Genomic DNA, 15026 nt, shown 5'->3' with positions numbered 1-15026 from the left:
CCAGACAGTTACGGTGGCGTGAAAGGTTCATTCTTGTCGAGCCTGTGACAAAATAGCACAAGTTGAATGCAGCAGATCGGAGCCATCATCATGCAGGATCGTAACTTTGACGATCTGGCGGACAAATTCTCGCAGAACATTTATGGCACGCGCAAAGGGCAGGTGCGTCAGGCGATCCTGTGGGACGAGCTTGATGCCTTGTTACCCACTTTGCCAGATGGCCCGCTTGCCGTGCTGGATGCCGGCGGCGGCGTAGGACAAATCTCAAGTGGTCTGGCGGCGCGTGGCCATCAGGTACTGCTGTGCGATCTCTCTGCTGAGATGCTGAAACTGGCGGAAGCCCATGCCCACACCGAGGGTGTGAGCCACAACATGCAATTCAAACAAATTAGCGCCCAGCAGGTTGGCGAACATTTGGATAAGCCGGTTGATCTGGTATTGTTTCACGCTGTGTTGGAGTGGGTAGCTGAACCAGAAGCGGTGCTGCGTGCGCTGTGGCAAACGCTGAAGCCCGGTGGAGTGCTGTCGTTGATGTTTTACAACGCCCACAGCCTGACGTTCCGCACGCTGCAACTCGGTAATTTCGGCTACCTGCGTGCCAATATGACCAAACGTAAAAAGCGGACGCTATCGCCGGATTTCCCACGCGATCCTGAGGACGTCAACCGTTGGTTGGTCGAGTCAGGTTTTGAGATTGAGCAACGAGCCGGGATTCGCGTGTTTTGTGATTACATGAAACCCCCACCGCCGGGCGTTGTGAAGAGCATAGAAGACATTATTGAAATGGAACGGCGCTACTGTCGTCAGGAGCCCTTTTTAAGCTTAGGGCGCTATATCCACGTGACCGCGCGCAAACCCAGGTAGAAGGATCAACTATGAGCGAATTTTCCCAGACGGTCCCCGAATTGGTGGCATGGGCGCGCAAGAATGACTTTTCACTTGCGTTGCCGGTAGAACGTCTGGCCTTTTTGCTGGCTATCGCCACCTTAAACGGTGAGCGCATGGACGGTGAAATGAGTGAAGGTGAACTGATCGACGCGTTTCGTCACGTTAGTAAAGCGTTCGAACAAACCAACGAAACCGTGCAGGTGCGTGCCAATAACGCCATCAACGACATGGTGCGTCAACGCTTGCTGAACCGCTTTACCAGCGAACTGACGGAAGGGCATGCCATCTATCGCCTGACGCCGCTCGCCATCGGCATTACCGACTACTACATCCGTCAGCGTGAGTTTTCTACGCTGCGTCTGTCGATGCAGTTGTCGATCGTAGCCCAGGAACTGAAGCGCGCCGCCGATGCCGCTGAAGAGGATGGCGACGAATTCCACTGGCATCGTAACGTCTTCGCGCCGCTGAAATACTCCGTGGCGGAGATCTTCGACAGCATCGATATGACACAACGTTTGATGGATGAGCAGCAGCAAGCGGTGAAAACGGACATCGCCGATCTACTCAATCAAGACTGGCGCGCGGCGATTTCCAGCTGTGAGCTGTTGCTGTCAGAAACCTCCGGCACGCTGCGTGAATTGCAGGATACGCTGGAAGCAGCGGGCGATAAGTTGCAGGCTAATCTGTTACGCATTCAGGACGCCACGCTGAGCAGCCCGGATCTCGGTTTTGTCGATAAGCTGGTGTATGACCTGCAAAGCAAGCTAGACCGCATCATCAGTTGGGGCCAGCAGGCCATCGATTTGTGGATCGGCTACGACCGCCACGTGCATAAGTTTATTCGTACCGCCATCGATATGGATAAGAACCGCGTGTTCGCGCAGCGTTTACGCCTGTCGGTGCAGAACTACTTCGATCAACCCTGGGCGCTGACCTACGCCAATGCCGACCGCCTCTACGATATGCGTGATGAAGAGATGACGCTGCGTAATGACGAGGTGATGGGTGAACTGCCGCCAGAGATGGAATACGAAGAGTTTAACGAGATTCGCGAGCAACTGGCCGCGATGATCGAAGAAGCCTTACAGATTTATAAGCAAGAGCAAAAGCCGCTCAACCTCGCCACCGTGATGCGTGACTACCTGTCACAGTATCCGCGTGCGCGCCACTTTGATTTGGCGCGCATTGTTATCGATCAAGCGGTGCGACTGGGTGTGGCGGAAGCTGATTTAGCCGGTCTGCCCGCGCAGTGGCAGACCATTAATGATTACGGAGCCAAGGTGCAGGCACATGTCATCGACAAATATTGAACAAGTGATGCCAGTTAAGCTGGCGTTGGCACTGGCAAACCCGATTTTCCCTGCGCTTGACAGTCAGTTGCGTGCGGGACGCCACATCGGCATCGAAGAGCTGGATAATCACGCTTTTTTGATGGATTACCAGGAGTACCTGGAAGAGTTTTATGCGCGCTACAACGTTGAACTGATGCGCGCACCCGAAGGTTTCTTTTATTTGCGTCCGCGCTCAACCACGCTGATTCCTCGCTCGGTACTTTCAGAACTGGACATGATGGTGGGCAAAATCCTGTGCTACCTCTACCTCAGCCCGGAACGTCTGGCTAATGAAGGAATTTTCACCCAGCAGGAGCTGTATGACGAGCTGCTGTCGCTGGCTGATGAGAGCAAATTGCTGAAGCTGGTGAATCAGCGTTCGACCGGTTCTGACCTTGACCGCGCTAAACTGCAGGAAAAAATGCGTGCTTCATTGAGCCGCCTGCGCCGTTTGGGCATGGTGTGGTTTATGGGCAACGACAGCAGTAAATTTCGCATTATGGAGTCCGTATTCCGCTTTGGTGCGGATGTGCGCAGCGGTGATGATGCGCGCGAAGCGCAACTGCGCCTGATCCGTGACGGTGAAGCCATGACGCTGGAGACAAAACCCGCAGCCAATGAGAGTGATGACGCAGAAAATGAACAGGACGCTGAAAGCGATGCGAATGATCACGCGGAGGATGAACAGGAATGATTGAACGCGGTAAATTTCGTTCGCTAACGCTGGTCAACTGGAACGGTTTCTTTGCCCGTACTTTTGATCTCGATGCGTTGGTGACCACGCTTTCCGGCGGTAACGGTGCCGGTAAATCCACCACCATGGCCGCTTTTGTCACGGCGCTGATCCCCGATTTAACGCTGCTGCATTTCCGTAACACCACCGAAGCGGGTGCCACCTCTGGCTCACGTGACAAAGGTCTGCACGGTAAACTGCGTGCGGGCGTCTGTTATTCGGTGCTGGATGTCGTCAACTCACGCCATCAGCGTGTGGTGGTTGGCGTACGCCTGCAGCAAGTGGCCGGTCGCGATAAGAAAGTCGATATCAAGCCTTTCAGTATTCACGGCTTGCCGACGGATTCTCAGCCGACAGATATGCTGACCGAAATTCTCAACAGCCGTCAGGCGCGCGTGTTACCGCTGGCGGAAGTGAAAGAACGAGTCGAAGCACAGGAAGGTGTACAGTTCCGCCAGTACAATTCCGTTACCGATTACCACGCGGTGCTGTTTGAGCTGGGCGTGGTGCCGCGTCGTCTGCGCACCGCTGGTGACCGTAGCAAATTCTATCGTTTGATTGAGGCATCGCTATACGGCGGTATCTCCAGCGCGATCACCCGATCGCTGCGCGATTACCTGCTGCCAGAAAATGGCGGCGTGCGCAAAGCTTTCCAGGATATGGAAGCGGCGCTGCGTGAGAACCGCATGACGCTGGAAGCGATTCGCGTCACGCAATCCGATCGCGACCTGTTTAAGCATCTGATTTCTGAATCGACCAGCTACGTTTCTGCGGATTATATGCGTCATGCCAATGAGCGACGCATTCATCTCGACGGTGCGCTGCAACTGCGTAATGAGCTGTTTACCAGCCGCAATCAACTGGCATCGGAGCAGTATCGCCATATCGAGATGGCACGTGAGTTGTCTGAGCACAACGGTGCAGAAAACGATCTGGAAACCGATTATCAGGGTGCCAGCGATCACCTGAATCTGGTGCAGACCGCCATGCGCCAGCAGGAGAAGATTGAGCGTTATGATGCCGATATCGAAGAGCTGACTTACCGCCTCGAAGAGCAGAATGAGGTGGTAGCAGAAGCGCGTGAAGTGCAGGAAGAGAACGAAGCGCGTGCCGAAGCAGCAGAAATCGAAGTGGATGAACTGAAAAGCCAGTTAGCCGACTTCCAGCAGGCGCTTGATGTGCAGCAAACCCGCGCGATTCAGTATCAGCAAGCCTTACAGGCACTGGAAAAAGCGCGTACGCAGTGTCAGTTGCCGGATCTGACCATTGATAACGCGGCTGAATGGCAGGAAACGTTCCAGGCGCGTGAGGAAGAAGCCACTGAGCAACTGCTGCGTCTGGAACAGAAACTCAGCGTCGCCGAAGCGGCCCACAGCCAGTTTGAGCAGGCACTGGCGCTGGTCACCAGCATTGCCGGTGAGGTTAGCCGTCAGGATGCATGGCAAGTCGGGCGCGAGTTACTGCGCGATGCGGCCAATCAGCGCCATCACGCGGATCAACTCTCTTCACTGCGTTTACGTCTCAACGAACTGGAAACGCGTCTGCGTGAACAGCATGACGCCGAGCGTTTGCTGGCTGACTTCTGCAAACGCCAGGGGCAGCAGTACGACGCGGATGCGCTGGAAGGGCTGCAACGTGAATTAGAAGCACAGATTGAGCAGTTGAATGAAAGCGTCGCAGATGCCGGTGAACGCCGCATGCTGATGCGTCAGGAGCTGGAACAGCTGCGTGAACGTATTACTGCGCTCACCGCACGTGCGCCGCACTGGTTGGCCGCGCAGGAAATCCTGACTCAGCTCAGTGAGCAGACCGGACAAGCGCTGACCAATAGCCAGCAAATCACCGAATTTATGCAGCAATTGCTGGAGCGTGAACGTGAAACCACCGTCGAGCGCGACGACGTGGCGGCACGCAAGCGTGAGGTGGAGCAGCAAATCGAGCGCCTCAGCCAGCCTGGCGGTGCCGAAGATGCCCGCCTGACCCAGCTTGCGGAGCGTTTTGGCGGTGTGCTGCTGTCGGAAATCTATGATGACGTCACGCTCGACGACGCGCCCTATTTCTCGGCGCTGTATGGTCCTTCTCGCCACGCCATCGTGGTGCCGGATCTGTCGCTAGTGCGTGAGTTGCTGGATGGCCTCGACGATTGTCCGGAAGATCTCTATTTAATCGAAGGGGATCCGCAGTCCTTTGATGACAGCGTATTCAGCGTCGATGAACTGGAAAAAGCGGTCGTGGTGAAGGTGGCAGAGCGCCAGTGGCGTTACTCTCGCTTCCCGAAAGTGCCGCTGTTTGGTCGCGCTGCGCGTGAAAATCAGCTGGAGCTGCTGAACAATGAACGCGAGCAACTGGCGGAGCGCTTTGCCACGCTCTCGTTCGATGTGCAGAAAACCCAGCGTTTGCATCAATCCTTTAGCCGTTTTATCGGCAGTCATCTGGCGGTGGCCTTTGATGAGGATCCGGAAGCGCAAATCCGTCAGCTCAATAGCCGTCGTGGCGAGCTGGAGCGCGCTTTGGCGCAGCATGAGAATGACAATCAGCAACAGCGTGTGCAGTTCGAGCAGGCCAAAGAAGGTGTCAGCCAGTTGAACCGCCTGTTACCGCGCGTAAACCTGCTGTTGGACGATTCGCTGGGCGATCGCTGCGAAGAGATCCGCGAGCGCGTGGAAGAAGCGCAGGAAGCGGCGCGTTTCTTACATCAGCACAGCACTAAACTCAGCAAGCTGGAGCCCCTGGTCTCCGTGTTGCAAAGCGACCCTCAGCAGCATGACCAACTGGAACGTGACTACCAGCAGGCACAACAGCAGCAGCGCGATGCTCGTCAGCAGGCCTTTGCCCTGACGGAAGTGGTGCAGCGCCGCGCGCACTTCAGCTATGAAGATTCAGCGGGCATGCTGAATGGCAACACCGATCTCAACGAGAAACTGCGCCGTCGTCTTGAACAAGCGGAAGCCGAGCGCAGCAGCGCGCGTGAACGCCTGCGTGGCCATCAGGCCCAGCTCACGCAGTATTCGCAAGTATTGGCGTCACTGAAAAGTTCCTACGATGCCAAGCGCGACATGCTAAAAGAGATGCAGCAAGAGATGCAGGACATTGGGGTTCATGCCGATGCCAGCGCCGAAGAGCGTGCACGTATTCGCCGTGATGAGCTGTACACGGCGCTGAGCCATAACCGTGCGCGTCGCAATCAGCTGGAAAAACAGCTGACCTTCTGCGAAGCCGAAATGGACAGCCTGCAGAAGAAACTGCGTAAGCTGGAGCGCGATTACCATGTGATTCGCGAGCAGGTGGTTAGTGCGAAAGCGGGTTGGTGCACGGTACTGCGATTGGTGAAAGAGAATGGTGTTGAGCGTCGTCTACATCGTCGTGAACTCGCTTATCTGAGCGGTGACGAGCTGCGTTCAATGTCCGATAAGGCCTTGGGTGCGCTGCGTCTGGCGGTGGCGGATAACGAGCATTTACGTGATGTACTGCGTATGTCTGAAGATCCCAAACGTCCGGAGCGCAAGGTTCAATTCTTTATCGCGGTGTACCAGCATCTGCGCGAGCGTATCCGCCAGGATATCATTCGCACCGACGATCCGGTTGAAGCCATCGAACAGATGGAAATCGAGCTGAATCGACTGACGGAAGAGCTGACCGCGCGCGAGCAAACACTGGCTATCAGTTCACGCAGTGCGGCCAACATCATTCGCAAGACCATTCAGCGCGAGCAGAACCGTATCCGTCAACTGAACCAAGGCCTGCAGGCGGTGAGCTTTGGCCAGGTGCGCAGTGTGCGTCTCAACGTCAACGTCCGTGAAGCGCACTCAACGCTGCTGGATACGCTGTCAGAGCAGCACGAGGCGCATCAGGATCTGTTTACCAGCAATCGTCTGACCTTCTCTGAAGCGCTGGCAAAATTGTATCAGCGCCTCAACCCGCAAATCGATATGGGTCAGCGCACGCCGCAAACCATCGGTGAAGAGCTGCTCGACTACCGCAACTATCTGGAGATGGAAGTGGAGGTTAACCGTGGCTCGGATGGCTGGCAGCGAGCCGAGAGTGGTGCGCTGTCGACCGGTGAAGCGATCGGTACCGGTATGTCGATTCTGGTGATGGTAGTGCAAAGCTGGGAAGAGGAGTCCCGTCGCCTGCGCGGTAAGGATATTTCGCCGTGCCGTCTGCTGTTCCTTGATGAAGCCGCGCGTCTTGATGCCCGCTCGATTGCCACGCTGTTCGAACTCTGTGAACGTCTGGAGATGCAGCTGGTGATTGCTGCGCCAGAGAACATCAGCCCGGAAAAAGGCACCACTTACAAGCTGGTACGTAAGGTGTTCAATAACACGGAACACGTTCACGTTGTCGGTCTGCGTGGCTTCTCAGCGGACCCGGCACCGGTGAAGCGTGAGAACAGCGATATCGATTTGGAAACAGAAAATACCTAGCGCTGAATCTGGTTAAAAAACAGCGCACCGTTTAATCTGTAAACGGCATTTGCACACTGAGGCAGATGCCGTTTTTTATTTGTATACTCAACAATAAGAGTAAGGCTGTACATAGCGATAACAGGGCGCTGTGTCTTAGGTGAGAAGGGGGCAGGGATGTTGCTGAACAAAAGAAGCAGAATTAAACGTGCTGCATTAGCACTCAGTGTTTCACTGGTCTTATCGCCACTGGCCACCAGCCACGCAGCGATCATTGCCGCACTGCCGGGGACTTCTCATAGTGCCATGAGCGTGGCATCGAGCCAGCATCAGATTCAGCAGGCGTTCAGCCCGAGTGAACAACCGTTTTATCTTCCCGGTCTGGCGGGCATTTATGCGTCACGCAATATGGCGCCGCTGTGGCAAGACCGAGACGCGGTGCAGGCGTTTCAGCAACAGCTGGCGGAAGTGGCGCTTTCAGGCGTCCAGCCGCAGTTCACACGCTGGGTTGAACGGCTCACCAATCCAAACATTACGGGGCTGGCGCGCGATATCGTTCTGAGTGATGCCATGCTGGGTTATCTGCAGTTTGTGGCGAATGTGCCAACGCAGGGTGAAACCTGGCTATACAGTAATGTGCCTTACAAACTCGCTATGCCCGGCATCGCCGCGATTAACCAATGGCAGAATGCGGTGAACGGCGGCGGTAGCCGTACTTTTGTTGTGTCTTTAGCGCCACAGCATCCGCAATACGCGCCGATGCACAGTGCGCTAAAGGCCCTGCTCACTGATAACCGTCCATGGCCGCAGTTGCGCGACAGCGGCACTTTGAGGCCAGGCCAAATCAGCAATGATATTCCGGAACTGCGTGAGATTCTCCAACGTACCGGCATGTTAACAGCCACGCACAGCAGCACGCCTACGCCAGCCGACGATGCGGTGCCCACGGCATCGGTGCCGGTAAGTCAGAGCAATCAACCTGTGGCGGTGAGCCCATCAGCGGCCAACGTCAGTGATCTCCCGTCGCAGAGCCCGCAGACCGCCGGTAATGTGGCGGCAAATCCGACCCCAGCAGGCGATAATGTTTACGATGCTGCGCTGGTGGAGGGCGTGAAGCGCTTCCAGCACTGGCAAGGTTTAGCGGATGATGGCGCAATCGGTCCACGTACCCGCGAATGGCTGAATGTCTCGCCACAAATGCGCGCCTCTTTGCTGGCACTCAATATTCAGCGTCTGCGCCTGCTGCCGGATGATATGCATAACGGCATCATGGTGAATATTCCCAACTATTCGCTGACCTATTACAACAACGGTGCCACCATCCTTTCATCGCGTGTGATTGTGGGGCGTCCGGATCGCAAAACCCCGCTGATGCGCAGCGCGCTAAATAATGTGGTGCTGAACCCGCCCTGGAATGTGCCGACTACGTTGGTGCGCCAGGATATAGTGCCCAAGGTCAAACAGGATCCCGGTTATCTCTACAAGCATGGTTATACTTTGTTGTCCGGCTGGAGTGCTGATGCTGAGGTGATCGATCCTTCGATGATTGACTGGCACATGGTTTCCGCCGCGAGCTTCCCGTATCGCATTCGTCAGGCTCCAGGTGCGATGAACTCACTGGGTCGCTATAAATTCAATATGCCAAGTTCGGATGCCATCTACCTTCACGATACGCCGAATCACGGCCTATTCCAGCGTGATATCCGAGCGTTAAGTTCAGGATGTGTCCGCGTGAATAAAGCTTCGGAACTGGCCGATCTGTTGTTGCAGGATGTGGGTTGGAACGACAGCCGGATCTCCGACACCTTAAAACAGGGCGACACCCGTTACGTGCCGATTCGTCATCGTATCCCGGTGAATCTCTACTATCTGACGGCATGGGTCGCCGCAGATGGCCAACCGCAATATCGTACAGATATTTACAATTATGATAACACCGCCCGTTCCGGTAGCCAGGTCCTGGCAAAAGCGGGCAAACTGCTACTCTAGTGGTTGATTTATCTGTTATCACCTGCCGATAAAAACCCCAAGACCCGTCTGTGAAATACCTTCTCAGACGGGTTTTGACCATTCTGTGACGCATTCCGGGTTGACTGACTCTTGGGCTGAGGTTACTGTTCGGCCTTGTGTACTTTTTACACATATTTTTATCGTTTTAGATTAGGTAACCCCGCAACATGGCTAATTTTGATTCTCAACGTCGTCGATTACTCCTGATTGGAGGCGCAGCGGCAGGTTTGTCACTGCTTCCAGGTTCAGCTCTGGCTTCGCTTTCCACCGCTCGCCCACGAGTATTGACGCTTAATAACCTTCACACCGGTGAAACCCTTAAAACAGAGTTTTTTAACGGCAAGAGTTATGACAAGGATGAGTTAGCCCGTTTGAACCACTTCTTCCGTGATTACCGCGCCAATCAGGTAAAACACATCGATCCGCATCTGTTTGACCAGCTTTACCGTTTGCAGATGGTACTGAATACGCGCAAGCCTGTGCAGTTAATCTCAGGTTACCGCACGCTCGCCACCAACAATATGCTGCGTGAATCTGGCCCCGGCGTGGCAAAACACAGCTATCACACCAAAGGACAGGCGATGGATTTCCATATCGAGGGAATTTCATTGAGCAATGTTCGCAAAGCGGCGTTATCTATGCGCGCCGGTGGTGTAGGATATTACCCGCGCAGCAACTTCGTACACATTGATACCGGGCCCGCAAGGCACTGGTCCTGATACCGGCAGCGCTGCGTGTGTCGGTCATGGAGCGCTATGAATTACCACATTATTCCGGTTACGGCTTTTTCTCAGAATTGCTCGGTCATTTGGGATGAAGAGACCCAGCAAGCAGCCTTAGTCGATCCCGGCGGCGATGCAGAAACCATTATTGCCGAGCTGGCCGAGCGTGGCTTAACGCCTGCGCAAATCCTGCTGACGCATGGGCATCTCGACCACGTTGGCGCGGCTGCCGAACTCGCCGCGCATTATCAGGTGCCGATTGTCGGTCCACACAAGCTGGACGCTTTCTGGCTGGATAATTTGCCGACCCAAAGCCGTATGTTTGGTTTGCCCGAGTGTGCGCCGTTAACGCCGGATCGCTGGCTGGAAGAGGGTGAAACGGTACAGATGGGAAATGTCACGCTTGAGGTGCTGCTTTGCCCTGGCCACACGCCGGGACACATTGTCTTTTTCGACCGCGCCGGCCGTCTGTTAATCTCAGGTGATGTGATTTTTAATGGAGGCGTTGGACGTACCGATTTCCCGCAGGGCAGTCACAGCGACCTGATCGCGGCGATCAATACCAAGCTGCTGCCGTTAGGCGATGATGTGACTTTTGTGCCAGGACATGGGCCCATTTCAACCCTGGGCCGAGAGCGAATCAGTAATCCTTTTCTGCAATAAAAAATGGGCCATTCAGGCCCATTTTTCATCTAATGAGGATTCGCTTTACAGCACGGCGACAATCGCTTCGCACAACGCAGACATATTGTCTGGCGTCATACCGGCAACGTTAACGCGACCTGAGTTAACAGCGTAGACACCGAACTCCTCACGCAGGCGTACCACCTGATCTTTGGTCAAACCGCTGAACGAGAACATGCCGTTCTGTTGGATGATAAAGCTGAAGTCCTGCGTTGCGCCTTTCTCTGCCAGCGTATTCACAAACAGCTGACGCATGCGCTGGATACGCTGACGCATATCGCTCAGCTCCTGCACCCAAATGGTACGCAGCGCATCGTTGCCCAGGATGGTCGCCACCACAGCGGCACCGTGTGAAGGCGGGTTAGAGTAGTTAGCACGGATGCTGTACTTCACCTGACTGAAGGCCGTTTTAGCGGTGCTGCTATCCGCAGCCACCAGTGTCAACGCACCCACGCGCTCGTTGTACAGGCCAAAGTTCTTGGAGTAGGAGCTGGCAACCAGCAATTCCTGATGTGAGGCAGCGAAAATACGCAAGCCTTCTGCATCTTCGTCTAATCCACGGGCGAAGCCTTGGTAAGCGAAGTCAAACAGTGGCAACCAGCCTTTTTCCTGCGACAGTTTAGCCAACTTCTGCCACTGTTCCGCGGAAGGGTCGACACCCGTAGGGTTATGGCAGCAGCCGTGGAACAGTACCACGTCACCTGCTTTGGCTTCCTGCAACGATGCTACCATGCCCGCAAAATCGAGGCTGTGGTTGACCGCATCGTAGTATTGGTAATCACAGACTTCCAGACCGGCTGCGTTGAATACGTTTTTGTGGTTTGGCCAACTTGGATTGCTCACCCAGACACGCTTAACGTTGGTCTGGTTAGCCAGGAAATCTGCCGCGACACGTAATGCACCGGTACCACCAGGCGTCTGCGCCGTGCAGGCACGGCCCGAAGCAATCAAGCTGCTCTCTTTACCAAACAGCAATGCCTGAGTGCAGCTGGCGAAATCAGCCAGACCATCAATGCTCAGGTAATTTTTGGTGGTTTCATTTTCCAGCAGATACTGCTCAGCTTTTTTAACACTGGTCAGAACCGGGGTTTTACCGGTTTCATCTTTATAGACACCAATGCCAAGGTTGATTTTATTCGGGCGGTCATCGGCGCGAAACAGGTCAGCCAGTCCCAGAATAGGATCGGCGGGTGCGGCAGAGATCGATTCAAACATGAGTCAGTTCCGTGTGGGTGAACTTTAGCGAATTGAGCTATCAGGGTAACGTCAGATGATACTATTGCCAACCGCTGACATAAAAAAGAAATAAGCCGCGCGTATAAAGTAGTGGCGCTAATTGAGAAGCCGATCACTGAAAAGCAAAACGGAGCCCGAAGGCTCCGTTTTTAGGTCTTACAAGTTTCTAATCAGGTGATTAGAACTGGTATACCAGACCCAGGGCAACGATATCGTCGGTGCTCAGACCCAGCGCGTTGTTGTCGTTCAGCTGGTTGATGCGGTAGTCGACGTAGGTCGCCATGTTTTTGTTGAAGTAGTAGGTCGCGCCCACATCGATGTATTTAACCAGATCAACATCGCCGATGCCTTCAACATCTTTGGCTTTAGACTGAACGTATGCCAGGGATGGACGCAGACCGAAGTCAAACTGGTACTGAGCTACAACTTCAAAGCCCTGAGTTTTGTTAGCAAAACCAACCTGGTTGAAACCAACGCTACCTGCATTGGTGTTAGAGATGTAGGTAGAGTTACGGGTTTCGTTGTACATAGCCGCCAAGTATACGTTGTTAGCGTCATACTTCAGGCCAGTTGCCCACTGCTGCGCTTTATCACCGCCGCCGTAGTAAGCAGAATCTTGTGCGTTGGTACGGTCGCTTGAACCGTAAGCACCTACGATGCCAACACCGATTGGTGAGGTGTAAGAAATTGAGGTACCCCAGCCGTCACCGTTTGCACGACGAATGTCGTCACGGTCGTTTTTGCCCTGATACTGCAGAGCAAAGTTCAGGCCATCAACCAGACCGAAGAAGTTGGTGTTACGGTAGGTGGCCAGACCAGTAGAACGGCCAACCAGGAAGTTATCAGAGTAACCGGTATCGCCACCGAACTCTGGCAGTACGTCGGTCCAGCCGATTGCGTCATACACTACGCCGTAGTTACGACCATAGTCGAATGAACCTGCGTCGCCGAATTTCAGACCAGCAAAGCCCAGACGGGTTTTGTTACCGTCTTGTGCGTCAGAACCTTCAGAGTTGTTCGCCTGAACGTTGTATTCCCACTGGCCGTAACCGGTCAGCTGGTCGTTAATCTGGGTTTCACCCTTGAAGCCGAAGCGAACATAAGTCTGGTCACCGTCGTTAGCAGAATCATCAGAGAAGTAGTGCAGACCAACAGCTTTACCGTACAGATCCAGTTTGTTGCCGTCTTTGTTATAGATTTCTGCTGCGTTTGCTGCGCCTGCAGCTAACAGAGCAGGGATAACCACTGCAAGAATGTTGCGCTTCATCATTTTTTATTACCCTCATTGGAGTTATTTGGACATCTGCCACTGCCGTCAAGAAACCTTTACAGAACCTTGAAAGAAGTTTGATGTCTCCTGTGTCTGCACGCATCTTTCCATCACAGGGTTGCTATTTCTAGCCCGAAAATGATTCAAATCTCGCAATTACGTATCAAAAAGAAATTATGTATTACAATTTGTAAAATATCGGGAACTTTGTGAGAGAACTCAAAATTTACAAAAATAAAAAAAGGCCGGCAGTGCCGACCTCGTTATATATATGAATTACTTATATTTAATGGCTAATTTTAGAAATTAGCATTGCGCGGAGTACGTGGGAAGGGGATAACATCCCTTACATTTTGTACGCCGGTGACATAGGCGATTAATCGTTCGAAACCTAATCCGAAACCTGCGTGTGGAACGGTGCCATAGCGACGCAGGTCACGATACCACCAGTAATCTTCCTTATTCAGGCCCATCTCTGCCAGACGTGCATCCAGCACATCCAGACGCTCTTCACGCTGTGAACCGCCGATGATTTCACCAATACCTGGCGCCAGAACGTCCATCGCCGCTACGGTTTTACCATCGTCGTTCATACGCATGTAAAACGCTTTGATGTCTTTCGGGTAGTTTTTCACTACCACTGGTGCTTTAAAGTGTTTCTCTGCCAGATAGCGTTCGTGCTCAGAAGAGAGATCTACACCCCATGACACCGGGTTCTCAAACGTCTGACCGCTCTGTAACAGGATCTCCACTGCATCGGTGTAGTCTACCTGAGCAAAATCGGTAGTCACGAAACGTTCTAAGCGCGCAATCGCATCTTTGTCTACGCGCTCTGCGAAGAACGCCATGTCATCCGCACGCTCGTCCAGCACCGCTTTAAACACATACTTCAGCATGGCTTCTGCCAGCGCCGCGGCATCGTCAAGGTTAGCAAATGCCACTTCCGGTTCCAGCATCCAGAATTCCGCTAAATGGCGGCTGGTGTTAGAGTTTTCGGCACGGAAGGTCGGGCCGAAAGTATAGACTTTCGACAGCGCACAAGCATAAGTTTCCGCATTCAGCTGACCGGAAACGGTCAGGAAGGCTTCTTTACCGAAGAAGTCTTTGTCGTAATCGACTTTACCTTGCGGATCGCGCGGCAGGTTTTCCATGTCCAGTGTGGAAACACGGAACATCTCGCCCGCGCCTTCAGTATCAGATGCGGTGATCAGCGGGGTGGAAACCCAGAAGTAGCCATTCTCATGGAAAAAGCGATGCAGCGCCTGGGCCAGCGTATGACGTGTACGCGCTACGGCACCGACCAGGTTGGTACGCGGGCGCAGGTGAGCCACTTCGCGCAGGTATTCGATGCTATGACGTTTAGCTGCCATCGGATAGGTGTCTGGATCATCAACCCAACCGGTGACTTCCACTTTCGTCGCCTGCAGTTCGAATGCCTGGCCTTCGCCCGGTGATTCAACCACTTTACCGGTGACAATAACCGAGCAGCCGGTGGTCAGACGCAGCACTTCATCCTGATAATTATTCAGAGAATTATTGACGACGGCCTGAACGGGATTAAAGCAGGAACCGTCATAAACGGCGATAAAGGAAAGACCGGCTTTGGAATCTCTTCGGGTACGCACCCAACCACGTACGGTGACTTCACTGTCAACCGCGACACGGCCGTGCAGTACATCCGCTACAGGCACTACGCTCATAAATATCTCTCTATATAAGTGGGTAAAAGCCCCTTTTTGGGGTTTTGCT

At 53.8% G+C, this 15026-nt stretch carries 10 protein-coding genes; 7 read left to right on the top strand and 3 right to left on the bottom strand.

Translation table 11 applies throughout. The features are described from left to right. Positions 1-90 precede the first annotated feature (90 nt). From cmoM to QMZ30_RS18545, 7 genes are all read left to right on the top strand, one after another. The gene (gene cmoM, locus QMZ30_RS18575) at positions 91-864 is read left to right on the top strand and encodes a tRNA uridine 5-oxyacetic acid(34) methyltransferase CmoM (protein WP_283228592.1); all 774 of its coding nucleotides are present in this window, start codon (positions 91-93) and stop codon (positions 862-864) included. Between the two features lie 11 nt (positions 865-875). After that, positions 876-2198: a chromosome partition protein MukF gene (gene mukF / locus QMZ30_RS18570; protein WP_039332444.1), complete on the top strand. Its 1323-nt coding sequence runs from the start codon at positions 876-878 to the stop codon at positions 2196-2198. Next, positions 2179-2913, top strand: a complete 735-nt coding sequence (gene mukE / locus QMZ30_RS18565; RefSeq protein ID WP_058969319.1) for a chromosome partition protein MukE — start codon at positions 2179-2181, stop codon at positions 2911-2913. The genes mukF and mukE overlap by 20 nt, the downstream gene beginning before the upstream one ends. Then, complete coding sequence (gene mukB / locus QMZ30_RS18560) at positions 2910-7376, top strand: chromosome partition protein MukB (RefSeq protein WP_283228529.1); 4467 nt, start codon at positions 2910-2912, stop codon at positions 7374-7376. Before mukE ends, mukB begins: the two co-directional genes overlap by 4 nt. A gap of 156 nt (positions 7377-7532) precedes the next feature. After that, a complete protein-coding gene (ldtD, locus tag QMZ30_RS18555; RefSeq protein ID WP_283228528.1) occupies positions 7533-9344 on the top strand; it encodes a L,D-transpeptidase in 1812 nt (603 codons plus the stop codon). 188 nt (positions 9345-9532) lie between these two features. Next, complete coding sequence (gene mepK, locus QMZ30_RS18550) at positions 9533-10084, top strand: peptidoglycan L,D-endopeptidase MepK (protein WP_039328994.1); 552 nt, start codon at positions 9533-9535, stop codon at positions 10082-10084. Between the two features lie 36 nt (positions 10085-10120). Continuing rightward, positions 10121-10750: an MBL fold metallo-hydrolase gene (locus QMZ30_RS18545; protein ID WP_283228527.1), complete on the top strand. Its 630-nt coding sequence runs from the start codon at positions 10121-10123 to the stop codon at positions 10748-10750. A gap of 45 nt (positions 10751-10795) precedes the next feature. On the opposite strand, the gene QMZ30_RS18540 is transcribed toward QMZ30_RS18545, so the two are convergent. The 3 genes from QMZ30_RS18540 to asnS form a co-directional block, all read right to left on the bottom strand. Further along, a complete protein-coding gene (locus tag QMZ30_RS18540; protein WP_283228526.1) occupies positions 10796-11986 on the bottom strand; it encodes an amino acid aminotransferase in 1191 nt (396 codons plus the stop codon). Between the two features lie 199 nt (positions 11987-12185). Continuing rightward, positions 12186-13277 (bottom strand): porin OmpF, encoded by a 1092-nt coding sequence (gene ompF / locus QMZ30_RS18535; protein WP_283228525.1) that lies wholly within the window; start codon positions 13275-13277, stop codon positions 12186-12188. A gap of 299 nt (positions 13278-13576) precedes the next feature. Continuing rightward, positions 13577-14977: an asparagine--tRNA ligase gene (gene asnS / locus QMZ30_RS18530; protein ID WP_283228523.1), complete on the bottom strand. Its 1401-nt coding sequence runs from the start codon at positions 14975-14977 to the stop codon at positions 13577-13579. Between the last annotated feature and the right edge of the window lie 49 nt (positions 14978-15026).

Origin of the sequence: Pantoea sp. EA-12 (assembly GCF_030053355.1) — a bacterium.
Taxonomy (GTDB): Bacteria; Pseudomonadota; Gammaproteobacteria; order Enterobacterales; family Enterobacteriaceae; genus Pantoea; species Pantoea vagans_C.
This window is presented reverse-complemented; position numbering and strand designations above follow the sequence as displayed.

What these genes read in the sequence shown, in the direction of transcription:
- cmoM (WP_283228592.1), top strand. Translation starts at nt 91, where the DNA reads ATGCAGGATCGTAACTTTGACGATCTGGCGGACAAATTCTCGCAGAAC.
- mukF (WP_039332444.1), top strand. Translation starts at nt 876, where the DNA reads ATGAGCGAATTTTCCCAGACGGTCCCCGAATTGGTGGCATGGGCGCGC.
- mukE (WP_058969319.1), top strand. Translation starts at nt 2,179, where the DNA reads ATGTCATCGACAAATATTGAACAAGTGATGCCAGTTAAGCTGGCGTTG.
- mukB (WP_283228529.1), top strand. Translation starts at nt 2,910, where the DNA reads ATGATTGAACGCGGTAAATTTCGTTCGCTAACGCTGGTCAACTGGAAC.
- ldtD (WP_283228528.1), top strand. Translation starts at nt 7,533, where the DNA reads ATGTTGCTGAACAAAAGAAGCAGAATTAAACGTGCTGCATTAGCACTC.
- mepK (WP_039328994.1), top strand. Translation starts at nt 9,533, where the DNA reads ATGGCTAATTTTGATTCTCAACGTCGTCGATTACTCCTGATTGGAGGC.
- QMZ30_RS18545 (WP_283228527.1), top strand. Translation starts at nt 10,121, where the DNA reads ATGAATTACCACATTATTCCGGTTACGGCTTTTTCTCAGAATTGCTCG.
- QMZ30_RS18540 (WP_283228526.1), bottom strand. Translation starts at nt 11,986, where the DNA reads ATGTTTGAATCGATCTCTGCCGCACCCGCCGATCCTATTCTGGGACTG.
- ompF (WP_283228525.1), bottom strand. Translation starts at nt 13,277, where the DNA reads ATGATGAAGCGCAACATTCTTGCAGTGGTTATCCCTGCTCTGTTAGCT.
- asnS (WP_283228523.1), bottom strand. Translation starts at nt 14,977, where the DNA reads ATGAGCGTAGTGCCTGTAGCGGATGTACTGCACGGCCGTGTCGCGGTT.